The sequence below is a fragment of the Caballeronia sp. AZ10_KS36 genome, assembly GCF_023631105.1.
Classification (GTDB): Bacteria; Pseudomonadota; Gammaproteobacteria; order Burkholderiales; family Burkholderiaceae; genus Caballeronia.
Genome location: NZ_JALQDQ010000039.1, coordinates 1 through 22,690, shown reverse-complemented (window position 1 = coordinate 22,690; position 22,690 = coordinate 1). Strand labels below are relative to the sequence as shown.

The following is a 22,690-nucleotide window of genomic DNA, read 5'->3' as shown; positions in this document are numbered from 1 at the left end:
ACGCACCGTGTCGCGCCGTTTCCTCGCTGATTTGCTTTCCCGAAATGAAAGCGACCGTCGAGAATGATTTGCGTTTCAAGCAGGTCGCCCGAAACCGATACGCTAGAACTCGCTTAAGTCGCTTTCGAAAAAAGGTAATGGGTGGCGCGCTATTTTCCTATGTGCGCAGCCGCCCGATATTTGCCAGTCGATGATTCAAACGCTGCGGTTCGACGAAGACGTCGGACGCAGTCACGCAGCGCGCGTCTTTCGCCGTAAGGCGTGAGTCGCTGTACGTCTTTCGGGCAGACGCACCGGATACCCCCCTTCCCGGACGCCGATCGACTCAATACATTCAGCAGGAATCGGTCTTGCTCCATGCTGCGGCGAAATGATGCGGCTAATACAAGCAAAATCCGCAGGCAACCGTTTCTGGGGTGCTGTGTACGGTTCCGCACGGTGGCCGGACCACTGCCTTTGGGACGATTTCGGGATACACCTAACCGGTGAAAAAGCCCGAGGCGCCCGCCACCGTGGGCCGCGAATCGCGCCTAAACATTACATGACATTTACAGGGGGTAACCGGATGTCGCTTTCGAAAAGGCTCATTGACAGCGCTAAAGTCTTTCTGCCCGACGACGTCTTCTTGAGCTTCGTGCATCGCCGCAGAATCGGGCGATTTCCCAATCTCAAGCGTCCGCTCACCTTCAACGAACAGATCCTCAGCCGCTGCCTGCACCCGGATCCGCGCTACGTGGATCTCAGCGACAAGCTCGCTGTGCGCGACTTCATCGCTCAAAAGATCGGCCCGCAGTATCTGATCCCGTTGATCGCCGAACCCGCCGTATTCACCAAGACCGTCTTCGACCAGTTGCCCAACGAGTTCGTGATGAAGGCCAACCACGGCAGCGGCTTCGTGAAGGTCGTGCGGAACAAGAAGGATACGACGTTCGAAGAACTCGCGGCGCTTGCGCAAGAGTGGCTCGAGACGGACTTCTACAAGATTGCGCGGGAGCGGCACTATCGCGCGATCAAGCCGCGTGTGTATTTCGAAACGCTGCTTCTGGACGACGACGGCGTCGTGCCCGCCGACCTGAAGTTTCACGTGTTCAACGAGAAATCGGGCAAGCAGACCATCTACATCATGGTGATCTCCGACCGCTTCGGAGAGACCCCGCGCGGCGACATCTTCGACGTCGACTGGAACGTGCAGGACATCACGTTCGGCGCGTACGCCCGCAGCGAGACGCCTGTTCCTCGCCCCAAGAATCTCGACGCGTTGCTCGAAGTGGCCAACGCGCTCGCGAAAGACTTCGAATACGTGCGTGTCGATCTGTATTCGCGCAACGATGACATTTTCTTCGGTGAACTAACGTTCACGCCGGGCGCGGGAGTTTTGCGGATGCTTCCTGAAAGCGTCGACTATGAATGGGGCCGGCTTCTGCAAATGACGCGCCGGCCGCTGCACGCCGGAGCGTAACCTCGCCGCGCGCCGCAACGGCGCGCGCAGTGCCTGCGAGACCGACGTCCGCGGCGGCCCCGCATGAATGCGGTGCGTGATGATCGGTCCGTCGCGCGTCGCGCGTTGGGAAAGCGACGACGACAAACGAAGCACCGACGCCAACCAGCCAAACTCACTCTCTTCAGCCGCAGCGCGAATCAGCGACGCAAGGCTGAGAATAACGACTCAGCCCATACGATGGCCGCTGAGTTCCGGAAACACCTGACCGATTCAAAGAACAGGCCGGACGCTATTTTTCCAGCACGTCCGAGCGCGGGGGCGACGCAGCGTCGAACGTATCCCGCGATGGAAGCGGTAGCGTCATCGCCCGTTGAGCCTGTGCCTCGAAGGTCTCACGCGAGAAGCGGCGACGGAACTCGGCCGCGAGCGGAGCCATGGGCACCTCGGGCGCCGCGAAGATGCGTTTGACGAACGCCGTGTGATCGCCGGGAGGAAACAGCAACGTCTCTGGAAGGTAAGCATCGAGTCCGGACACCCGCGATACGACGATGGGACGCTCAGCGAGCACGGCTTCGATCATGACGAGCGGCACGCCCTCGAAAGCAGACGGCAACACCAGCGTGTCGCTCGCCGCGATATAGGGCAGCACGTCTGACTGCGCGCCCACCATGCGCACGTGCGCGGACAAGATGGGGCTTGCCTGCACCCGGTCGGCCGTGCGCTGCGCGTCCGGTCCTTCACCGACGATGAGCACGATCGTACGCGCGAAGGCGTCGGGGTGCCGCTCTATCGTTTCGAGCAGAAAGTCTTGCCGCTTATGCGTGAAGTCGATTCGCCCGATATGCGCAATGATGGTCGTCCCGTCGTCCGGCAGGCCCAGCATGGCGCGGGCCGCCGACTGCGTGAGCGTGGATCGTGCGAAGCGGTCGTCCACGCAGTTCGCGAGTATCGTCGTGCGGGCGTTCGGCGCGAGCGCGCGCAGCTTGCCGCGTAGATGTTCGTTGAGCGTGATGAATTCGTCCGGCATGCGATAAACGCCGCGCTTCACGAGCCATTTCATTCGGTCGATCAGGCGGCCGCTGCCGGGACCGTCGCCGACGAGCGGCAGATAGCTCACCGAACGCGTACGCGTCAGCCGTGCAGCGAAGAGTCCGGCCAGGCCCGAAACGATGGTGCCCTGTGCGATAAGCAGGCGCGTGAGTTTCAGTCTGCGCAGAACGGAGCTTGTCGAGCGTGTCACACGAAGCAGCGCGAACGGATTGCCGCGTATCGATTCGGCTGTATATGACAAGCCAATTGTCTGGACTTTCGGATGAGCGCGCGCGAGGTCTTCGACGAAGCCATACAGCGCGGTGTTCTGCTTCGGCGCGAGGATATACAAGGTGTCGATCTGCGCGTTTCCGACGAGCGCAACCATGAAGCGCTTGAGCATCTCCTCGTGCCCGCCGTTGATGCCCGAATCGCAATAGATCCCAACCTTCACGGCATTCTCCCTTTTTGTGCGCGTCCTCGCGCTTTCTTAATGGCCTTGCCGCCGACAACGCCGAGCATGTCTATTCGTCTTGAATGCAATGGGCCGCCCTTAAGGAGTCACGAACGCCACCCATGAAGCTTAGGCAAAAAAGGGATGAATTATTAGCAGCAGCGCAGACCGCGTGGACCGTTGAAGTCATGTGCGGTCGTCGACGCGTCACAACACCGTTTGTCTGTAGAAAGGCTTGTAGCATCGTTCAGGCCATGTCGTTGCACTGTCGTCTACGACGCTCAGTGTAAGGAAAACGGCAGCCGGTGTCTGCCGAAAAAAATGCCTGAAAGAAGGATCGAAGGCAGCTGTATCGCCCAAGCAATCTCTTCTACCTAACTGTGCATAGGTGTGCTAAGGTCGGGTCCATTTCGATGTGCGGTGGTTTCGTCGTCTGCAACATCGTTTTCGAGTCCGATGCACCAACGCGTCGCAGACGGCGCTCTAACCGATATGTGACCATGAATCAGCGGGAAGAGTTGCGCTCGCTTTACTGCGTCGTTTGTCCTCGTTGCGAGAGCGTATCGCCGGCGGATAACTTATCGTGTCCTTATTGCGGCGCGGACCGGCATGGAGCGGTGCTGACGCGAACCCAGGCCTCGCTCTTCGGGATGGACGAGTCGGCACGCTCGATGGTGCGCGCCGCTTCATCGCAAGTCGGCGGCATGCGCCGTGATGAAACGGACGATGCAACCGCGTCAGGCAGCGCGGATAGATCGGCAACGTTGCTTTCGATGCCAAGCTCGTTCGCTGTCAAGCGGAGTTCGATTGCAGTGCTGGCCGTCGGCATGTGCATCGTCATCGGTATCTCCGCGTGGGTGCGAACGTCGCATAGTCCCGGGGCCAGCGACGGACATGAAAGCCGCGTCAGTGCGGTGGGGACGGTTCACAAGCTCCCGCCGGTTGCACCGGCCGCTGGCACTCAGACGCGAGATGCGGCCGGAAGCTCGACGTCAGAAGACGCAGTTGCGCGCGCTCAGGAACGCTTCGTCGCGATGACGGGTGTACCCGGCCGGGCCACGTTCGAATCGCCGGCGCCGGCAGACACCGCACCATGCGGCGTGATTGCATCGGCGCCTGCGTGCTACACGCTGGCTGCAACGCAAGCGTCACCCTCTTCGCTCGATGTTGGCGATACAAAGAGCACGGTCATTCCTGAAGCGCCCCATTCAATTGCGTCGACGTCGGAGACGAGAGCCTCACCGGCAGTCACGAAGGCGGCGACGAGCAGTCATGGTCGCGCCGAGCAAACGTCGGCAAGCACGCGAAGAGCATCGACGCGCTCCCATGCGCATGCCAACGAGAGGACGACCCACGCGCAGCCTGCTTTGCGCTCCGCTCGTCAGGCGAAGAAGAACGACAAGACGCATCCGCGCGTGCGAAGCGTGCAGCGCGTATCGACACCGGCACGCGAAAAGGCCGACGCATTGGATGCGCCAGGCGGAGGCGCCATCGCACCGGCCGGCGATCCTGCGATGACGTCGTCCGCAAGCTGGAGGCCGAGCAGCGTTGCCGAGCCGAACGACAACATCCATTCGCGCATCGGCAGCTTGTTTCCGGCCGGCGCCGCTGCGGTCAATAAGGGGCGCGGAGAGGCGCACTGACGATGCGTTCGCCGCGCGACTCACGCGTTGCAATGTGGCAATCCGCACATTCGGTCACGGCGGTCATTTGCAAGAATCGTTCGCTGAAATCGTCGCCGGTGGAACGAGCCATAACGAGCAGAAGATCGTGCCACCGTCCTCCCCCGAGGCATGAGGGCTCCCGGATGTTTGCCAAGACACTCATCGACGGCGCCAAGGCGTGGCTGCCGGACTCGGTGTTCTTAAGCCTTTTGCACCGTCATAACGTCGGACGATTCCCGAACATGTGGAATCCCAGGACGTTCAATGAAAAGATCCTGCATCGCTGTCTCTATCCGGACCCGCGTTACATCGATCTGACCGACAAATTGAAGGTCCGCGATTATGTGGCGGACAAGATCGGCACGCGACATCTCATTCCTCTGCTGGCAGAACCCGGTGCTTTCACGAAAGAAGTCTTCGATGCCTTGCCTTCGTCCTTCGTCATGAAGGCGAATCACGGCAGCGGCTTCGTGGAGGTGGTGAAGGACAAAAGCCGCGTGTCGTTCGAGCAACTCTCGGCGTTAGCAGAAAAATGGCTGTCCACGCCCTTCTACAGAGTGGCGCGGGAACGCCATTACCGCATGATCGAGCCGCGCATCTTTTTCGAAGCGCTGCTGCTCGCCGAAGATGGCCAGGTTCCTGCCGACCTGAAGTTTCACGTCTTCAACTCGCCATCCGGCCAGCAGACGATTTTCATCACGGTAATATCGGGCCGCTTCACCGATCATCCTCGCGGCGATACGTATGACGCCGAGTGGCGGTTGCAGGACATCTGGTTGGGTCACTACCACCGTAGCGACACGCCTGCGCCGCCGCCGGAATCGCTCGATTCGCTGCTTGAAATAGCGGGCGTGCTGGCGAAAGAGTTTGAATACGTGAGAGTCGATCTTTACGAAGCCAACGGGAACATCTACTTCGGGGAACTAACGTTCACGCCCGGCGCGGGCGTTTTCCCGATGCGTCCCGATCACGTCGATTACGAATGGGGCCGGCTCTTCGAGGTGGACCCGCGACACCGATCCAGTAGATAGGCGCGAGCGTGAATGAACGAAGACGGAGGATCGCGTGCGGCTGCCTGCTTCTCATGGCGCACATCGTCGGCGCTCGTGCGCAGAGCCGGTCGCTGTCGGACGCGCAGATGGTCGGTGTTCTACTGACCGCGAATCATGCGGAGATCGCAGCAGCGCAGATTGCGTTGCGCAGGACACGGTCGACCAGTCTGCGCAGTTTTGCCAGGCGCATCGTCGATGAAAACGCGCAGATCGCACAGGAGACGAACGACATGTTGCGAAGGCTCGGCGCCAACGCGCAGCCGAGCAGCATGAGCGACGCGCTCGCACGTCAAAGCCGAGACGATACCGACATGCTCGGCGAGGAAGACGAATATGCATTCGCGCAAGCCTATCTCGAACGGGAGGTCGATTTTCTCGGGCGGCTCGTCAATACGGTCGATGACTTCATCCGATCCACGCATAGCGCGGATGTGAAGGTACTGCTCGTGCGAGTCCGGCCGGCATTCACGCTTCACCTGGATCAGGCGCGGCGACTTCAACTGGTGTTCCAACGTCCGGGCTTCGGTCATTAAGGGCCACAGGCAGCGCCTGCAATGCATTTCACTAAGTCTTGTTTGCCGATTCCTTATCGGCGAGATAGATTGGAATCATTCACGCACTGTCGGAGCCGGCCATGTCGCAGATCCTGACGCAATACTGGCAAGCGTTATTGGTGCCCGTAGGACGGGCTCGGCAACGCTGGCGGCAACGCGCATACGAGCGGGCGATGCGAGCGTGCGGATGCTCGGACGCAAGCAAACCGAAGCAACGCGACGAGCAGGCAAGCGGCCCGGAGCGGCTCGAACAGATCGCCCTTTACGCGCGCGCGGGCTATTTCAACATGGGCTATACGGTAGACGCGTTCAGCGCGCCCGCCGATTTGCCGCCACATTGATTTCCACAAGAGCCGCGCGTTTGGCATATCGCGCGCAAGCATATTCGTAGCATTCTTCCTTCGTTTGTGCGCAAGCGCCGCGCTTGTACAGTGAACGCTCCTGACACTTCGCTCGGACGTTCAGCGTATGAGGGCATCTGCCGCATTCAATCGACTGCTTGTGCTGGTTATGCTCGTTGCATCGTTTGTTGCAGTAAGTGCGGCGCACGCGGAAGGAACGGTACGCATCGTCGATCAATATGGCATCGGCTCCTTGCTCCTGAAAGTGGCGAAGGACCAGAAGCTGATCGAGAAGGAAGGCGCGCGCGCGGGACTGCATATCGACGTGCAATGGACCACGCTGTCCGGCGGCGCGGCGGTCAACGAAGCCTTGCTCTCGGGTGCCGCCGATATCGCCACGCTGGGCATCGGTCCGCTGATGACGATATGGGACCGCACGCGCGGTCATCAGGATTTCCGCGCGATGTCGGCGCAAAGCGCGGTGCCGGTGTATCTCGTATCGAACGATGCGCGCATTCGCAGCATCGCGGATATCGGCGAGAACGACCGCATCGCGGTGGTGTCGGTCGCCGTCTCCCAGCAGGGGCGATTGTTGCAGATGGCTTCGGCGAAGGCGTTCGGCGATGCCGAGTACGCGCGTCTCGACAGGTTCGAAGTGAACATGCCGCACGCGGATGCAACGACGGCCATGCTCGCAGGCAGCTCGGTCATCAACCTTCACTTCTCGAACGCGCCTTATCAGTATCAGGAACTCGACGACCCGAAGATTCACAAGGTCATCAGTTCGACGGACATACTGGGTGGCCCGGCGACGAGCAGCGTTGCCGTCACATCCGACAAATGGCGCAAGGATAACCCGCGGACCTATGCGGCCGTGCGCGCGGCGCTCGTCGATGCGGCGCGGCTCGTTCGATCGAACAAGCCGGAGGCTGCGGCCATCTATGTCCGACAGGACGCATCGAAACTGTCGGCGACATTCGTCGAACGCATCCTGAACGACAAGGACGTGAGTTTCTCCACGACCCCTGAAAACACGCTCGCACTCGGCGCTTTCCTGTTCAAGGTCGGCGTCATTCGCCACGAGCCGAAGTCGTGGCGCGACTACTTCTTCACCGACGATCCCGACGCGCAAGGCAGCTAACGTCGTCAGGTAGCTCGCAGAAACAGACCAACATTCAAAGCGGAGATTTTGCTCATGAACGCAGCCGTCATCGCACAGCAGACAAACGAACACGACATCGAAGTGCGTCCTTTGTCGGCGCATATCGGCGCGGAGATTAGCGGCGTCGATCTGACGCGTGCGTTGCAGCCGGCAGAGGTTGCGGCGATTCGTGCGGCTTTGCTGAAGTGGCGCGTGGTGTTTTTCCGCGAGCAGTTTCTCACGCATGAACAGCATGTCGCGTTTTCGGCGCAGTTCGGCGAATTGACGGTCGGGCATCCCGTATTCGGTCATGTGGAAGGGCATCCCGAGCTGTACTCCATCTCGAAGTTTCGCAAGGCAACGCGCTTCGAAGGTCAGGCGCTGCTGCGGCCGTGGACCGGATGGCATACGGATGTGACCGCAGCGGTCAATCCGCCGTTTGCATCGATTCTTCGCGGCGTGACCATTCCGCCGTATGGCGGCGATACGCAGTGGACCAACCTCGTCATCGCTTACGAGAAGTTGTCCGCGACGCTGCGCGCATTCGTCGACGGTTTGCGCGGCATACATCGCTTCGCGCCGCCGCAAGGCGCGAGCGGCACGGACGCCTTCGCGAAGGCGGTCAACGAACACACGCTCGTCAGCGAACATCCGCTCGTGCGCGTGCATCCCGAAACCGGAGAGCGGGCGTTGTATGTGAGCCCCGGCTTTCTGAAGTCCATCGTCGGCCTGACGCCGCGCGAGAGTCAGGCGCTGCTCGAATTGCTTTGGGAACATGTGACGCGTCCCGAGTTCACGATCCGCTTCAAGTGGGAACCAGGCAGCATCGCGTTCTGGGACAACCGCACGACGGCCCACCTCGCGCCGACAGATATCTTCGATCTCGACTTCGACCGTCAGCTGTATCGCACGACGCTCGTCGGCGACGTGCCCGTCGGACCGGACGGCAAGCGGTCTGTTGCTATAGAAGGCTCGCCTGTCGGCGCGGCGGCTGCCGTCGCGTTGAACTGAGCGCAGCGGCGACCTGGTCGCCGCTCGTCCACATCACAGGGCAGCCGTCCGCTAAAGCAGCTTGGCGGCGGCCTTGAACCTGCGCTTCTGTTCTTTTTCGAGGACGCGCAACGCGCGATCCGCCGCGCCGTCCGGCAATGCCGCGCGGTGCTCGAGCAGCAGATCGCGGCTGGCGACGACATCGTTCAGTTCACCGAAACGCTTTTGCACGCGCTTCAGGTTTTTCAGGCCCTTGCGCTGCTTCTTGCCCAGAAGCGGCTCGAAGAATTCCAGCAGATAGCGCACCTTCTTTCCGGCCTTGCGGACTTCATGAAACGACTCATAGTCCGAGCGGCCTTTGCGCGATGCCACGCGCATCCGCTTCTTGAGTTGCTTTTGCGCTGCAACGACGCGCTGCCGAGCGAATTTGGTCAGCGGCGTGCGTTGCGCGGCCGTGTTCAACTCGCGATTCGCTTCGCTCATCGCTTCACGCAGCGTCTGCTTGACACTCGCATGAGCAAGCGTTTCGAGGCTCCTTCTCGAGGCTTCGGAGCGGCTCTGGCGGAATGCGTCGAGCAGTTCGCGATCGCCGGTGGCTTCCACGAGACCGATGAGGATGTCCCAGTCGCGCGTGTTGCCTGCGGCGTTCGCGAGGAACTTATAGATGGCGCGCTGCTGCGTATCGAAGTCTTCGTGAAGAATGGGCCGGTACGCCCACAGCAGCGTGCGCAGGCGTCGCAACGCCACGCGCAGCTTGTGCAGTTGTTCCGCCTCGCCTTCGTTTTCCAGCGCAGACGCCTGAGCGATGGCTTCTCCGACGAGCGGCTCCGCAAACGTCGAAAAGTTCGTCTCAGCGGTCGCCGGGCGATTGTCGGCGTTCTCGTCGTCCTTTTTCATGATCGTTTCCCGGTGTAATGCAACGGCATCTACGAGGCAAGATTCGTACCGCATGGACAATGCGATAAGAGCCTCGCCCGTCGCTTGGGAAATTGTCACGAGAGGTTCATATTCAACGGCGGCGTTGCTTCTCCAGCACGATGGTTTCGAACAGTTCGTACTCGGCGGTGGGCGTCTTGTCCGCACCGGGCGCGTGGTAGTAGTTCATCGTGATCGACGTCTTTCCGCCGCGTTCGCCCGGATCGTGATCGAACACGGCGATGCCGTAGCCCGTGCCGGTATCGCGCTGCGCGGACCAGATGGCGTCCTCCACCGCGTCGGCGACAGGGCGCACGAAGGTGCCCGCCGTCTTGCCGGGCACCGGGCGATTCGGCTTCGTGAAGACCTGAGCTTGCGGATTGCCCGTGCCCGCATCGGTGCCGTACACGTCGAGCGGCGCGCTCGTGCCGCCGCCGCCGAGTATCAGATGCACGGTGCCGTGCGTCGTGTCGATCGGATCGTTGGCGCGCTGCGTCGTTGAGACCGGGCGCGGCTGCAACGTGTCGACGCGTTCGCCCGTCACGGCATCGCGGCCCGCGTGATGGTTGCAGCCGCGCACGGGATGGCTGCGCTCGTAGTCGTGATCGTGGCCGCACAGGACGAGATCGACGCCGTATCGGTCGAACAGCGGCAGCCATGCTTCGCGAATGCCCTTGTCGGAGCCGTTGCCCGTCTTCGACGAACTGAGCGCGTCCTGATGCATCTGCACGACGATCCAGTCGATGTCGTCATCGTGCTTCGCCTCGCGCAAGGTCTTCTCCAGCCAGCGCGTTTGTTCGCCGCCGCTATAGCCGCGCACGTAGAACGACGTGCCCGCCTCGATCGCGGGATGGCCGGTGCTCGCCGCCGGCACCAGCGGCGACGGTCCCGCGACGAACGCGGCGGCGTCCTGATACACGACATCGTCGGCATCGAGCGAGATGAAGAGCACCGAACTCACCCGAAAGCTGTACCAGCGGCCGCCAAAGCGCGTGCCATTGTCGGGCAGGGTGTAGCGCGTGAGGTACGAATCGAAGCCCTGCGGGCCGTTATTGAACTCGATCTCATGGTTACCGGGACACGGCATCCACGGACGATTCGCGGCCGAGACTTGCGCGTTGTTGCCGAAGTCGCGCCACACGTCGGGCTGATGCGTCGGGTTCAGATTCGCGTAACAGAGGTCGCCGTTCAGCAGATGAAAGAGCGGCTCAAAGCGTTCGACGGCCTGCACGGCGAAGCGGCTTTGCGGCGATGACAGCACCCATCCCGTGTTGGGCGTCGCGAGATCGCCGTAACTCGTGAAGCGGAACTTGCAACGCCCGCGCGGCGCTGTGCGAAAGCTCGCGCAGAATGGCTGGGCCGCGTTGCTGTCGTTGTCGGCCGTGACTTCGTAGCGGTACGTCGTGTCCGGATGCAGACCGTCCAACCGCGCGTGATATGTGCAGACGATTTCGCCATTGAGACCGTCGGTATAGGTGCGCTGCACTGCGTGCATGAGCCTCGCATGACCCTCGTGCGTGGTGAGGCGAACGCGCGGCTTGACGGCCGGCGCGAGCGACGCCCAGCTCACGACCACTTCATGCGCGGGGTCTTCGCCCCATGTCAGGTGGATTTGCTCGGGCGTGCCGTCGGGCGAGGCCGCCGCTGCGTTTGCCGCGCCGCTGAGGGCGTTCGCGGCTGTCGCGAGGCCCGAGGCGCCGGCGAGCTTGAGGAAACCGCGGCGCGATGCAACGCGCCCGCTATCGTGCGAATCGTGTGTCGTCATGGGAGGCTCGGTGTCGTGGGCGCGTCAGTGGCCGTGATGGTGGTCGTCGTGATCTTCGCGGTCGATCCGGCAGAACGCCTCGCCGTGATGCGGCAGGCGCTGCGCTTCGTAAGCCGGAAGATCGGATGCATCCACCGCGAAGACGAAGAAGCGGTTCGGATTGTCGATGCCGTTCGGATGGTGCGTATCCGTCACCGTGCCGATGAAGTCGTTGTCGTTCGCAATGAAAAGCGTGTGCTTCAGCGCGCCGTTTATGCGCACGTCCGGGCCGAACGCGAGGCTTTCCAGCTTCGCGGGAATGTCGGTGGCCGCGAAGCCCTGCGCGGATAGCGCCGCGACCACATCCAAAAAGAGCGTCTTGTTCAGCGCGAACGGCGCGAGTCCTGCGGCACCGCTCGCCTGGCTCACATCCTGCGCGCCCGTGAGATCGACCTTGTACACGCGCTTGAACACCGCGGCCGAGTCGTCGCCCAGACCTTTGCCGTCGCGTTCATCGAGCAGCAACTCGTGATCGTTAATGGCGACGATATCGCTGATCGTCGGATAGTTCGGCTTCGCGGTCGTGCCGATGTTGCTGAGCGGATAGGCGAACTGCGTCGTCTTGCCCGTGCGCAAGTCGATGCGCACGATGCGCGTATAGCCGGCGCTCGTGCCGCCGTCCTGCAGCAGCGGGCTTTGCATTGCGCCGAAAAGCGTCTCGCCGTCGGGCGAAATGGCGAGGCCCTCCATGCCCTTGTTCGCGACGCGCCCCGACGTGTTCTTGCTGATCTCGTCGCTGCCGACGGGCGAAAGCGTCGTGACCGCGAACGATGCGGGCACGCTCACGACCGCGGTGCGCTCGCCGGTGCGGCGACTGAAGCGATAGATGTATGGGCCGTACTCGTCGGAGATGAAGACGCTCGCGCCATCGCGCGATACGCGGATGCTTTCGGGATCGAAACGCGCATCGAGCGGATAGGTGGAGGGCTGCGTCGGCGTGAAGTTGTCCGAGCGGCCGGTGAAGTAATGCGTGTGCTTCGTCGCGTTTAGCGCGGGCGCGCCGTTGCCGACGCCAGCGGCTGCGCCATCGCCGTAGACGAGCGCATCGCGCGTATGAAGCAAGGTCGTATCGAGCAGACGCGGCGTGAGCGTGTAGGGCAGCGTGCCGTTCTTGCCGGACGGTTCGAGCTTCAGACTCAAGGTCTGGAAGCGATTGATGTACGAAGTGGTGTCGTCGAGCGCCTTGTTATACGAGATCGCGTTCGGGCCGCGATCGGGCACGGCGAGAAACGTATCGCAGCCCGCATACGCGAGCCCCGAGCCGAGTCCGCCGAGCAGATTGCCCGCCGCGTCGTTTTCCAGCGGCGCGGCGGTCTGCTGCGAGCCGTCCACGCTGTTGCCGCTCAATTGGCCGATGGCGATGAGATCGACGCTCGCCCACGCCGATGAACATGCCGCGCACAGCGCGAGGGTCAACGTCACATGACGCGCAACAGCAGGGCCTCGAAGCATCGATGTCTCCTTCATCCGGCATGCGAAGTGATGGGACTCGCATTATTGCGGGATTGAAGTGACGTTTGTATGACTCATGCAATGAACGGCTCGTCATACCGAAGGCAGGGCCTTCAGCGTACCGGCATGCGCCATTGGTTCACGCGGACCCATACGTATCGCGCAATCAGCCTGAACGGCGGATTGGCGAACAGCACGAGCGCGCCGAGCGCGAGGCACCCGCAGACGAGAAACGTGCCGCGATAGCCGATGACTGCGACGAGCGCGCCCGATAGCACGCCCGAAAGAATGGAGCCGACGCGCGATGCGTTGAAGAAGAGCGCAGTTGCCGCGCCGGGATTGCGCGGCATCAGGTCTTGTACGTAGGTCATGCCGAGGCACGAGGTCACCGCGACGACGAACGCGTTGAACGCCTGCATCGGAATGAGAAACTGAATGGACCGCGAGGACGCGACAGCCACGAAGTACACGATATGCACGGCCGCACATGCCGCGAGCCAGCGTTGCTTGTCGAGATTCGAGCCGCGCGCGCCGAGCGCGAGCATCATCGGAATTTCGAGGAACGCGCCGAGCCCCAGCATGATCGACACCTCGATCTGCGTGCCGCGCAGTCCCTGCACGACATAGAGCGGCAGCACGATCATCGTCGCGTTGGCCGCGAGACCGATGAGCGTCAAGGCAATCGTCGCCCGCCAGATCTGCGCGCGGCTTGCGGGCAGTTGCTTCGCCGCATCATGCGGTTCGTCGAGCTCGGTCATCGTCGTGACTTCGAGCAATGAGGCAGGATCGCCCGCATAGTGCGCGTGCGGCGCAACCGGCTTCTCCTTGTCCTTGATGCGCCATGCAATCGCGCCACACGCCGCGAACGATGCCGCCGCGAACAGAAAGAGGCCGTGGAAGCCTGCTGCGGCCAGCACGAGCGCGCCGACGGACGGACCGAAGACCCACGCCATCGAGAGCACGGTGCGCAGCGTGGCGAGCGCGAAGGAACGCTCGGCGTCGTCGGTGACGGGCAACGCCGCGCGCCCGAACGAGAACACGAGCGTCATGGCCGCGCTGCCGACGCCGAGAAACACGATGCCCACCGTCACGAGCGACGCATAGCTGCGCAGCACGCACAACAGCACGAAGCCGAGCGCCGACGCGGCCAGCGCGCCCATCAGCAACACGCGATGATGACCGTGCTTATCCGACCACTTGCCCGCGAAGGCGCTCGCGAGCACGCCGCTTGCCGCAATGAGCGTCATGAAGAGCCCGAGTTGCAGCGGCGTCATGTCCGCTTCCTGCACGCCGAAGAGCGACAGAAACGGCGCGGTGAATGACATGGCGACGCCGAGCATCAGCGTGACGCCGGCAAGCGGCATGAACGAATGCAGGCGCGCAAGACGAAAAAAGCGAGCGTCCATCAACGGGGAAATCCTTCGGAGCATGCAGGCGCGAAAATGCGTGCGCGTGACAGTAGCGCAATCGACATTCCGCGCGTAAAAGAGTGAGCGATTCTAGTTGGAGGAGAAGGGATCACGCCTGCGGCGGCTGTCCGTTGGATGCGCTCAGGCCGCCGTCCACGGGAAGATTCACGCCCGTCACGAAGCGCGCATCGTCGCTCGCGAGAAACGCGATCACGGCGGCGATGTCGTCCGGTTGCGCGGCGCGGCCGAGCGGAATGCGCTCGCGGAACTTGGCCATGAGTTGTTCGTCGCCGAGCATGTCTTCGGTCAGTTCCGAGGCGGTCAGGCTCGGGCATACCGCGTTCACGCGCACGCCGTCGCGGCCATGATCCATCGCGAGCGCGCGCGTGAAGTTCGTCACCGCGCCTTTCGCCGCGTTGTAGAAGCTCATGCCCCAGTCGCCGCCGAGGCCCGACACCGACGATACGTTCACGATCGAGCCTTTCGCCTGAATCAGATGGCGAATGGCGGCGCGGCTGCAATAGAAGACGCCGTCGAGATCGGTCGACATGATCGCGCGCCAGTCATCGAGCGATGCCTCGTCGATGCGGCCCGTCGGCGCGACGCCCGCATTGTTCACGAGCACGTCGATGTGCCCGAAGCGCGCGATGGTGGCGTCGATCAGCTGCTGCGCGTCTTCGAAGCGCGATACATCGCACGCGTGGACGAGCGCGCGCGAGGCATCGAGATCGCGCGCAACACGTTCGAGCTTCTCCTGCGTGCGGCCGGCGAGCACAACAGATGCGCCCTCGGCCGCGAAGCGGCGCGCGGCGCCTTCGCCGATGCCGGAGCCCGCGCCTGTCACGATGACGACTTTCGAAGCGAAGCGGGAGGACTGCGTGGAAGCGTTCATGGTGATGGTTCCTCGTTAAACGAATCACCCGAACGCGCAGATTTCATTCCAGCGTCAGTCACTTCACGCGCCACGCTTCTCCGTTAGGAAAGTGATGTTTGTCGAGCGATGCCGCGTGCATTTCGATGCTGTAGCCCGGCCGCTGCGGCGGCATATAACGGCCATTGCGGATCAGCACCGGATCGATGAAATGCTCGTGCAGGTGGTCCACATATTCGAGCACGCGATTTTCGAGCGATGCGGACACGCAGATGTAGTCGAACAGCGAAATATGCTGCACGTACTCGCACAATCCGACGCCGCCTGCATGCGGACACACCGGCACGCCGAACTTCGCCGCCATCAACAGCACGACGATCACTTCGTTGAGACCACCGAGACGGCAACTGTCGATCTGACAGAAGTCGATCGCCTCTGCTTGCAGCAACTGCTTGAACATGACGCGATTCTGGCAATGCTCGCCGGTCGCCACGCCGATGGAACCGAGCCTGCGCCGGATGGCCGCGTGCCCGAGTATGTCGTCGGGGCTCGTCGGTTCCTCGATCCACCACGGGTCGAACTCGGCGAGACGCCGCATGTTCGCGACGGCTTCATCGACTTCCCATACCTGATTCGCGTCCATCATCAGCTTCGCGTCAGCGCCGATTTCTTCGCGCAGAATGCGGGCGCGGCGCACGTCTTCTTCGAGATTGCCGCCCACTTTTTGCTTGAAGTGCGTCCATCCTTGCGCGACGCCTTCGCGGGCCAGGCGGCGGATCTTCTCGTCGTCATAGCCAAGCCATCCCGCCGATGTCGTGTAGGCTGGGTAGCCGTGCGCGAGCATCTCCTTCTCGCGCTCGCCGCGCGTGCTCGCGTGGCGGCGCAGCAGCGCAATGGCTTCGTGAGGCGTGATCGCATCCGTCACATAACGGAAGTCGAGACAACGCACGAGTTCTTCGGGCGTCATGTCGACGAGCAGCTTCCACACCGGCTTGCCTTCGGCCTTCGCCCACAGGTCCCATACCGCATTCACGACGGCCGCCGTCGCGAGGTGAATCGCGCCCTTGTCCGGACCGATCCAGCGCAACTGACTGTCGGAGGTGATCTCGCGCCAGAACGCGCCCATGTTCGCCGCGATGTCTTCGAGCTTCTTGCCGACGACGAGATGACTCAGCGCTTCGACGGCGGCCACGCAGATTTCGTTGCCGCGTCCGATGGTGAACGTGAGTCCGTGTCCGCTGATTCCGGCCGATGAATCCGTTTCGAGCGTCACGTATGTGGCGGAATAGTCGGGCGCGGCGTTCATCGCATCTGAACCGTCGAGCGAACGCGAAGTGGGAAAGCGGATGTCCCGAACGGACAGCTTGGTGATCGTTGTCATGGGTATGCCTCCGGGGCAATGTGCGATCGACTACGGTCTGCGGGAAAACACTGATGAGCTTCGACGCAGCAAGGCGATGCAGGCAGCTTTGCGCGTTCTTAGGCGTTTGCACGCGTTGACAACGTCGAATCTGCTTTCTAGCATGCTAGCATCTTCAACGGAAATCAAGCGCGCCGTGAGCCCTTCATCCGATGCGGTCATCGTGAGTAGTCCGTATGATGCGCTGCACAAGATTGCCGCCGGCCAGCGCGGCAGTCTGACCGGCGCGGTGGAAGAGGCATTGCGGGAAGCCATCGTCACGCTGGCGCTCGAACCGGGAATGATGATCGACAAGATAGCGGTTTGCGAGCGCATGGGCGTCTCGCGTTTTCCCGTATCCGCGGCGCTCGCCAGGCTAGAGCACGCCGGTCTCGTCGAAGTCCTGCCGCAGCGCGGCACGCGCGTGAAGCCCATCGCGCTGCGCGATATCCGTCAGCATCTGTTCATTCGCAGCGCGCTCGAAGTGGAAACCGTGCGCGGCGTCGCTGCAATGCATGACCCCGCAATACTCGAAGCTCTTGAAACCAACCTCACGCAACAACGCGAAGCCATGGCGAACGGCGCGCGCCTCGCGTTTCATGCACTCGATCTGGCGTTCCACGAGATTCTGCTCGATGCCATTGCGCTGCCGCGCGTGAAAGAGATCGTCGCGGTGTCGCGCAATGCGCTCGACCGCGCGCGGCAGTTGCTCGCGAGCCCCGAGCGCCTCGTGCATACGCTCGACGAACACGAACGCATCTTCGATGCGCTCAAGAAAGGCAAGGCCGATGCCGCCGCCAAAGCGATGCACGACCATCTGGATCAGGTCGTCGCCGAATTGCACCGCTCGGCGAAGGACAGACCTGACCTCTTCGAGCCATGACCCGCCTGCCGGCTCCGCGGTCGCACTATGAACGCTCATTCACGACGACTCCATGACTCCGCTCATTTCCGTCAGCAATCTCAGCAAGCGTTTTCCCGGTGTACGCGCGCTGCATGAAGTGCAGTTCGAACTCATGCCGGGCGAGGTCCACGCGCTCATGGGCGAAAACGGCGCAGGCAAGTCCACGCTCATGAAGATTCTCGCGGGCGTCTATAACCGCGATTCGGGCGAGATGCTCGTCGATGGAAAGCCCGTCGAATTCACGAGTCCGCGCGAGGCGCAGGCGCTCGGCATCGGCATCATTCATCAGGAACTGCATCTGATGAACCATTTGACGGTGGCGCAGAACATCTTCATCGGACGCGAGCCGCGCAAGCTGATGGGCCTGCTGCTCGACGAAGACAAGCTCAATGCGCAAGCCCGCGAGATACTCGAACGCATGCATGTGAAGCTCGATCCGCGCGCGGTGGTCGACACGCTGACCGTCGCGAGCCAGCAGATGGTGGAGATCGCGAAGGCGTTGTCGTTCGAATCGCGCGTGCTCATCATGGACGAGCCCACGTCCGCGCTCAACGATGCCGAGATCGCCGAGCTGTTCCGCATCATTCGTCAGTTGAAGGAGCGCGGCGTCGGCATCGTCTACATCTCGCACAAGATGGACGAGCTCAAGCAGATCGCCGATCGCGTCACGGTGTTGCGCGACGGCGAATACGTCGCCACCGTCAGCGCGCGCGATACGAGCGTCGAAAGCATCATCGGCATGATGGTCGGCAGAACGCTGACCGACCTGACGTCGTTCCTCGGCGGCGCACATCAAGGCGAAGTCGCGCTCGAAGTGAAGCATCTGAACGCCGGGCCGCTCGTGCGAGACGTGAGCTTCACGCTGCGCAAGGGCGAAATACTCGGCTTCGCGGGACTCATGGGCGCGGGCCGCACGGAAGTCGCGCGCGCGGTGTTCGGCGCGGACCCGGTGGATTCCGGCGAGATCATCGTGAAGGGCGCGAAGGCGACCATCAAGAAGCCGAGCGACGCGGTGGCGCGCGGCATCGGCTATCTGTCCGAAGACCGCAAGCGGTTCGGGCTCGCGACGGGCATGGACGTGGAATCGAACATCGTCATGTCCAATCTCGGCAAGTTCCTTTCGGCTCGCGTGTTTCTGCGGCGCTCGAAGATCCGCAAGACGGCCACGCATTTCATCAAGCTGCTCGGCATTCGCACGCCTTCCGCCACGCAACCGGTCCGGCTCTTATCCGGCGGCAACCAGCAGAAGATCGTCATTGCGAAGTGGCTCGAACGCGACTGCGACGTGCTCTTTTTCGACGAGCCCACGCGCGGCATCGACGTCGGCGCGAAGAGCGAGATCTATCGCTTGCTGCGCTCGCTCGCCGAACAGGGCAAGGCCATCGTCATGATCTCGTCCGAACTGCCCGAGGTCCTGCGCATGAGTGATCGCATCGTCGTGATGTGCGAAGGGCGCATCACGGGAGAACTTTCCGCAAGTGAAGCGACGCAAGAACGCATCATGCAGCTTGCGACGCAACGCCCGACTCTACAAGCGGCATGAGCCGCCAAGGACTTAAGATGACACAGCCTACCGATACCGCCGCGCTCGCCAGCGACAAACCCGCCAACGGCCTGCGCTCGCGCGTGTTCTCGCCGACCGCGCTGCAAAAGCTCCTTGCATTCGCAAGCCTGATCGTGCTGCTCGTGTTCTTCAGCTTCGCGTCGCCCGCCTTCATGCAGATGGATAACATCCTCGGCATCTTGCAGGCGACGGCCGTGAACGGCGTGCTCGCCATTGCATCGACATTCGTCATCGTGACGGGCGGCATCGACTTGTCCGTGGGCACGCTCATGACATTTACCGCCGTGATCTGCGGCGTGTTCCTCACCTACTGGCACATGCCGATGTGGGTGGGCATCATCGCGGCCCTTGTGACGGGCGCGGTGTGCGGCACCATTTCCGGCACGCTCACGGCCAAGATGAAGATTCCGCCCTTCATCGCGACGCTCGGCATGATGATGCTGCTGAAGGGTCTTTCGCTCGTGGTGTCCTCCGACAAGCCGATCTACTTCACCGACACCGAGAACTTCTACATGATCTCGCAGGACTCGCTCATCGGCTACTTTCTGCCGAGCGTGCCGATTCCGAATGCGGTGCTGATCCTCTTCGTGGTGGCGATCGTCAGTTCCATTGCGTTGAACCGCACGGCGCTCGGCCGCTATACGTTCGCGCTCGGCAGCAACGAGGAAGCGGTGCGTCTTTCGGGCGTGAATGTGGACCGCTGGAAGATCGCCATTTACGGGCTGGGCGGCGCGATCTGCGGCATCGCGGGCCTGTTGATCGCTTCGCGTCTGAACTCGGCGCAGCCTGCGCTCGGGCAAGGCTATGAACTCGATGCCATCGCTGCCGTCGTGATCGGCGGCACGTCGTTGAGCGGCGGCTCGGGCACGATCCTCGGCACCATCATCGGCGCGTTCATCATGAGCGTGCTGACCAACGGTCTGCGCATCATGTCGGTCGCGCAGGAATGGCAGATCGTCGTGACCGGACTCATCATCATTCTCGCGGTGTATGGGGATATTCTGCGTCGCAGGAAGCGTTGAGCATCAGGCGCGCAAAGAAGACGTAACAGCAAATCAAAGAGACAGTCTATCCAGGAGGAGAACCTTCATGTTCAAAAGAAGAATCATCGGTGTCCTGATCGGTTTCGGCGCGATCGCCACGGCGGCCAGCACGGCCTACGCGGACGAAGCGTATATCCCGCTCATTTCCAAGGGGTTTCAGCACCAGTTCTGGCAAGCGGTGAAGTCGGGCGCGGAGCAGTCGGCGAAGGAGCATAACGTCAGGGTGACGTTCGAAGGCCCCGAAACCGAAGCCATGGTCGACAAGCAGATCGACATGCTGTCGGCCGCGCTTTCGAAGAAACCGCAGGCTATCGGCATCGCGGCACTGGACAGCAAGGCGTCCGTTCCGCTGCTCCGGCGCGCGCAGAACAACAAGATCCCGGTGATCGCATTCGACTCGGGCGTCGATAGCGACATTCCGCTCACGACCTGCACGACCGATAACCTCGCCGCCGCCGCGCTCGCCGCCGACAAGATGGCCGACGCCATCGGCAATTCAGGCGAAGTCGGCGTGATCGTGCACGACCAGACGAGCCGCACGGGCATCGACCGCCGCGACGGCTTTCTGAACGGGATGAAGTCGAAGCACCCGAACATCAAGATCGTGTCGGTGCAGTACGGAGGCGGCGATCACCTGAAATCGGCTGAAATCGCGAAGGCGATGCTTCAGGCTAACCCGAACATCAAGGGCATTTTCGGCGCGAACGAGGGCTCGGCGGCAGGCGCGGCCATCGGCATCAAGGAGTCGGGAAAGAAGCTCGTGCTGATCGGCTACGACTCGGGCAAGGAGCAGAAGGAGGACATCACTTCGGGGCTGATGTACGGCGCGATCACGCAGAACCCGATCGGCATCGGCAGATGCGTGGTCGATTCGGCGGTGAAGGCGCTCAAGGGCGAGAAGCTGCCGAAGAAGGTCGATACCGGCTTCTACTGGTACGACAAGAGCAACATGACCGATCCGAAGATCGCGGCTGTGCTTTACGACTGATCGTGGCATAGCGGCGCATCGCGCGGCTTCATGCGATGCGCTGCTTTGCTACTGCCCCGTGCCGCCGTTTCTCGTCGACCCTGTCGATGACTCGCGGCCTGTCGGCGTGCCGCCGCTGCCGTTGCCGTTTCCGCTGCCCGGCGTCGCGGCGGTTCTGCCGCCGCCCGTTCCGCCGCTATTGCCCGTTCCGCCGACGCCGCCTGTGGTCCCGCCGGGGCCGCCTGTCGCGCCAGTGGCCGCGGCGCTGGTCCCGCCGTTGCCGCCCGTCGATTCACCCGCGCTGACGCCGCCGGTATGTTTCGCGTCGCCCATGCCGCCGAGGCCGGCGCTGCCTGCGGCGAAGGCCGCGCTGGAAAGCGACACGATCGCGGCTGCGACCAGTGTCCTGGATACGTTCGTCATGTGCGTTCTCCCTTTGACGGCCCTTGACTGCCTTCGTTGCCCGCAATGCGCATGCCATTGCAGCGCAGCAGTGCGTTAGAGCGCGTCGACGGATGAAGCGAATGCGCGCGCCGTCTCGATGAAGTTCGCGGTCTTCGCGCGCGTCGCTTCGATCCGCGAAGCCAGCGCGAGCCGGATCGAAATGACCTTGCCCGACACCTCGCGGTACGCGACGCCTTCCACCTGAATCTGGCAGACGGACGCGGGCACGAGCGACACGCCGAAGCCGGCCGCCACCAAGTTGACCACCGACGAAAGCTGCGGCGCCTGCTGGCCCGCAATCGGCTCGAACCCGGCCTCCCTGCATGCGCCTACGATCACGTCATGCAGCGTTGGACTCGCGACGCGCGGAAGCATCACGAACGGGTCATCCGCGAGCGCGGACAGCGCGATCTTTTTCTTCTGGGCAAGCGGGTGCGTGCTGGGCAGCACGGCGCGCATCGGCTCGATGGCGATGTGATTGAACTCGACGCCCGCGGGCGACTGACTGCCGAGCCGCACGAACGCGACGTCGACGGTGCCTGCATCGAGCCACGCGAGCAACTGCGCCGTGTTGCCTTCGGCCAGCGTCAGCACGACGTTCGGATACGACTGGCGGTACGCGCGGATCAGCTTCGACACGACCGGATTGAACGCAGCCGATCCCGTGAAGCCGATGTTCAGTTGCCCCATCTCGCCGCGCCCCGCGCTTTGCGCGTTCTCGACGGCGGCGCGGGCGTCTTCCAGAATGCGCCGCGCGTCGGTGGCGAACGCTTCGCCAGCCTCGGTGAGCACGACGCCGTGCCCCGTCCGGCGGAAAAGCCGCACGCCGATTTCGTCTTCGAGCGCGTGAATCTGCTGGCTCAGCGGCGGCTGGCCGATGCCGAGGCGTTCGGCGGCGCGCGTGACGTTCCGCTCTTCCGCGACGGCCAGGAAATACCGGATGTGGCGCAGTTCCATGCGATATACGTCAAACGTATTTCAGATAGAGGAGATAGATATTGGACAGTATAACAATCGCGCGACAAAATACCGCTGTCGCGCAATTCGCGCGTCTGTTACGCGCCCGTCACGCGCCCCACGATCACCGTCAGCCCGCCCGTCCAGAGGCACGCGCGACGGATCGCACAAATCGCGTGCCGGCAGCGTCTGCGTTCATCGGGATTCAGAAGAAAGAAGGGGTCTAGCATGGCTGAAGCCGTAAAAAAACCAAGGCCCGAGTACCGGAACATCGGGCTTGGACAGATCGCGAAGT

General features: G+C 62.5%; 20 protein-coding genes. 10 read left to right on the top strand and 10 right to left on the bottom strand.

The genetic code is table 11. The features are described 5' to 3' along the window. Positions 1-634 precede the first annotated feature (634 nt). On the top strand, positions 635-1,459 hold the full coding sequence (locus tag NCR35_RS25145; RefSeq protein WP_250536704.1) for an ATP-grasp fold amidoligase family protein: 825 nt from the start codon (positions 635-637) through the stop codon (positions 1,457-1,459). A 271-nt stretch (positions 1,460-1,730) separates the two neighbouring features. Here the strand turns inward: NCR35_RS25145 and NCR35_RS25140 are convergent, their stop codons facing one another. Next, entirely contained in the window at positions 1,731-2,924 is a 1,194-nt protein-coding gene (locus tag NCR35_RS25140) for a glycosyltransferase (protein WP_250536635.1), read from the bottom strand. Between the two features lie 1,807 nt (positions 2,925-4,731). Between NCR35_RS25140 and NCR35_RS25135 the strand changes: the two genes are divergently transcribed. The 5 genes from NCR35_RS25135 (at position 4,732) to NCR35_RS25115 (ending at position 8,687) form a co-directional block, all read left to right on the top strand. Continuing rightward, positions 4,732-5,619, top strand: coding sequence for an ATP-grasp fold amidoligase family protein (locus tag NCR35_RS25135; protein ID WP_250536703.1), 888 nt, complete (start codon positions 4,732-4,734; stop codon positions 5,617-5,619). Positions 5,620-5,627: 8 nt separating this feature from the next. Beyond that, positions 5,628-6,173, top strand: a complete 546-nt coding sequence (locus NCR35_RS25130; protein WP_250536634.1) for a DUF4142 domain-containing protein — start codon at positions 5,628-5,630, stop codon at positions 6,171-6,173. A gap of 101 nt (positions 6,174-6,274) precedes the next feature. Beyond that, positions 6,275-6,535: a hypothetical protein gene (locus NCR35_RS25125; RefSeq protein ID WP_250536633.1), complete on the top strand. Its 261-nt coding sequence runs from the start codon at positions 6,275-6,277 to the stop codon at positions 6,533-6,535. 127 nt (positions 6,536-6,662) lie between these two features. After that, positions 6,663-7,676: an ABC transporter substrate-binding protein gene (locus NCR35_RS25120; RefSeq protein WP_250536631.1), complete on the top strand. Its 1,014-nt coding sequence runs from the start codon at positions 6,663-6,665 to the stop codon at positions 7,674-7,676. Positions 7,677-7,730: 54 nt separating this feature from the next. After that, positions 7,731-8,687 (top strand): TauD/TfdA dioxygenase family protein, encoded by a 957-nt coding sequence (locus NCR35_RS25115; RefSeq protein ID WP_250536630.1) that lies wholly within the window; start codon positions 7,731-7,733, stop codon positions 8,685-8,687. Positions 8,688-8,738: 51 nt separating this feature from the next. Here the strand turns inward: NCR35_RS25115 and NCR35_RS25110 are convergent, their stop codons facing one another. The 6 genes from NCR35_RS25110 to NCR35_RS25085 form a co-directional block, all read right to left on the bottom strand. After that, the gene (locus NCR35_RS25110) at positions 8,739-9,563 is read right to left on the bottom strand and encodes a CHAD domain-containing protein (RefSeq protein WP_244851399.1); all 825 of its coding nucleotides are present in this window, start codon (positions 9,561-9,563) and stop codon (positions 8,739-8,741) included. Positions 9,564-9,675: 112 nt separating this feature from the next. After that, positions 9,676-11,346, bottom strand: coding sequence for a purple acid phosphatase family protein (locus tag NCR35_RS25105; RefSeq protein WP_250536629.1), 1,671 nt, complete (start codon positions 11,344-11,346; stop codon positions 9,676-9,678). Between the two features lie 24 nt (positions 11,347-11,370). Next, positions 11,371-12,837: an esterase-like activity of phytase family protein gene (locus NCR35_RS25100; RefSeq protein ID WP_250536628.1), complete on the bottom strand. Its 1,467-nt coding sequence runs from the start codon at positions 12,835-12,837 to the stop codon at positions 11,371-11,373. 113 nt (positions 12,838-12,950) lie between these two features. Further along, positions 12,951-14,243, bottom strand: a complete 1,293-nt coding sequence (locus NCR35_RS25095) for a sugar efflux transporter (protein ID WP_250536626.1) — start codon at positions 14,241-14,243, stop codon at positions 12,951-12,953. Between the two features lie 112 nt (positions 14,244-14,355). Further along, positions 14,356-15,138: a meso-2,3-butanediol dehydrogenase gene (gene budC, locus NCR35_RS25090; protein WP_250536624.1), complete on the bottom strand. Its 783-nt coding sequence runs from the start codon at positions 15,136-15,138 to the stop codon at positions 14,356-14,358. A 58-nt stretch (positions 15,139-15,196) separates the two neighbouring features. Further along, positions 15,197-16,498: an L-fuconate dehydratase gene (locus tag NCR35_RS25085; protein ID WP_250536623.1), complete on the bottom strand. Its 1,302-nt coding sequence runs from the start codon at positions 16,496-16,498 to the stop codon at positions 15,197-15,199. 142 nt (positions 16,499-16,640) lie between these two features. Here NCR35_RS25085 and NCR35_RS25080 point away from each other — a divergent pair, with 142 nt between their 5' ends. The 4 genes from NCR35_RS25080 (at position 16,641) to NCR35_RS25065 (ending at position 21,015) form a co-directional block, all read left to right on the top strand. Beyond that, positions 16,641-17,399 (top strand): GntR family transcriptional regulator, encoded by a 759-nt coding sequence (locus tag NCR35_RS25080; protein WP_250536622.1) that lies wholly within the window; start codon positions 16,641-16,643, stop codon positions 17,397-17,399. Between the two features lie 52 nt (positions 17,400-17,451). Continuing rightward, positions 17,452-18,963, top strand: coding sequence for a sugar ABC transporter ATP-binding protein (locus NCR35_RS25075; RefSeq protein WP_250536621.1), 1,512 nt, complete (start codon positions 17,452-17,454; stop codon positions 18,961-18,963). Positions 18,964-18,980: 17 nt separating this feature from the next. Further along, positions 18,981-20,006, top strand: coding sequence for an ABC transporter permease (locus NCR35_RS25070; protein ID WP_244851413.1), 1,026 nt, complete (start codon positions 18,981-18,983; stop codon positions 20,004-20,006). Positions 20,007-20,073: 67 nt separating this feature from the next. Beyond that, positions 20,074-21,015: an ABC transporter substrate-binding protein gene (locus NCR35_RS25065; RefSeq protein ID WP_250536619.1), complete on the top strand. Its 942-nt coding sequence runs from the start codon at positions 20,074-20,076 to the stop codon at positions 21,013-21,015. Positions 21,016-21,063: 48 nt separating this feature from the next. On the opposite strand, the gene NCR35_RS25060 is transcribed toward NCR35_RS25065, so the two are convergent. From NCR35_RS25060 to NCR35_RS25050, 3 genes are all read right to left on the bottom strand, one after another. Continuing rightward, positions 21,064-21,417, bottom strand: coding sequence for a hypothetical protein (locus NCR35_RS25060; RefSeq protein ID WP_250536618.1), 354 nt, complete (start codon positions 21,415-21,417; stop codon positions 21,064-21,066). A gap of 75 nt (positions 21,418-21,492) precedes the next feature. Beyond that, positions 21,493-22,395, bottom strand: coding sequence for a LysR family transcriptional regulator (locus tag NCR35_RS25055; RefSeq protein WP_206469874.1), 903 nt, complete (start codon positions 22,393-22,395; stop codon positions 21,493-21,495). A gap of 98 nt (positions 22,396-22,493) precedes the next feature. Then, a partial coding sequence (locus NCR35_RS25050; RefSeq protein WP_250536617.1) for a hypothetical protein occupies positions 22,494-22,690 on the bottom strand: 197 nt, incomplete at its 5' end.

Excerpts from the sequence above, each read along its gene's own strand:
- NCR35_RS25135 (WP_250536703.1), top strand. The coding sequence starts at position 4,732 with ATGTTTGCCAAGACACTCATCGACGGCGCCAAGGCGTGGCTGCCGGAC.
- NCR35_RS25125 (WP_250536633.1), top strand. The coding sequence starts at position 6,275 with ATGTCGCAGATCCTGACGCAATACTGGCAAGCGTTATTGGTGCCCGTA.
- NCR35_RS25120 (WP_250536631.1), top strand. The coding sequence starts at position 6,663 with ATGAGGGCATCTGCCGCATTCAATCGACTGCTTGTGCTGGTTATGCTC.
- NCR35_RS25115 (WP_250536630.1), top strand. The coding sequence starts at position 7,731 with ATGAACGCAGCCGTCATCGCACAGCAGACAAACGAACACGACATCGAA.
- NCR35_RS25110 (WP_244851399.1), bottom strand. The coding sequence starts at position 9,563 with ATGAAAAAGGACGACGAGAACGCCGACAATCGCCCGGCGACCGCTGAG.
- NCR35_RS25105 (WP_250536629.1), bottom strand. The coding sequence starts at position 11,346 with ATGACGACACACGATTCGCACGATAGCGGGCGCGTTGCATCGCGCCGC.
- NCR35_RS25100 (WP_250536628.1), bottom strand. The coding sequence starts at position 12,837 with ATGCTTCGAGGCCCTGCTGTTGCGCGTCATGTGACGTTGACCCTCGCG.
- NCR35_RS25095 (WP_250536626.1), bottom strand. The coding sequence starts at position 14,243 with ATGGACGCTCGCTTTTTTCGTCTTGCGCGCCTGCATTCGTTCATGCCG.
- budC (WP_250536624.1), bottom strand. The coding sequence starts at position 15,138 with ATGAACGCTTCCACGCAGTCCTCCCGCTTCGCTTCGAAAGTCGTCATC.
- NCR35_RS25085 (WP_250536623.1), bottom strand. The coding sequence starts at position 16,498 with ATGACAACGATCACCAAGCTGTCCGTTCGGGACATCCGCTTTCCCACT.
- NCR35_RS25080 (WP_250536622.1), top strand. The coding sequence starts at position 16,641 with ATGCTAGCATCTTCAACGGAAATCAAGCGCGCCGTGAGCCCTTCATCC.
- NCR35_RS25075 (WP_250536621.1), top strand. The coding sequence starts at position 17,452 with ATGACTCCGCTCATTTCCGTCAGCAATCTCAGCAAGCGTTTTCCCGGT.
- NCR35_RS25070 (WP_244851413.1), top strand. The coding sequence starts at position 18,981 with ATGACACAGCCTACCGATACCGCCGCGCTCGCCAGCGACAAACCCGCC.
- NCR35_RS25065 (WP_250536619.1), top strand. The coding sequence starts at position 20,074 with ATGTTCAAAAGAAGAATCATCGGTGTCCTGATCGGTTTCGGCGCGATC.
- NCR35_RS25060 (WP_250536618.1), bottom strand. The coding sequence starts at position 21,417 with ATGACGAACGTATCCAGGACACTGGTCGCAGCCGCGATCGTGTCGCTT.
- NCR35_RS25055 (WP_206469874.1), bottom strand. The coding sequence starts at position 22,395 with ATGGAACTGCGCCACATCCGGTATTTCCTGGCCGTCGCGGAAGAGCGG.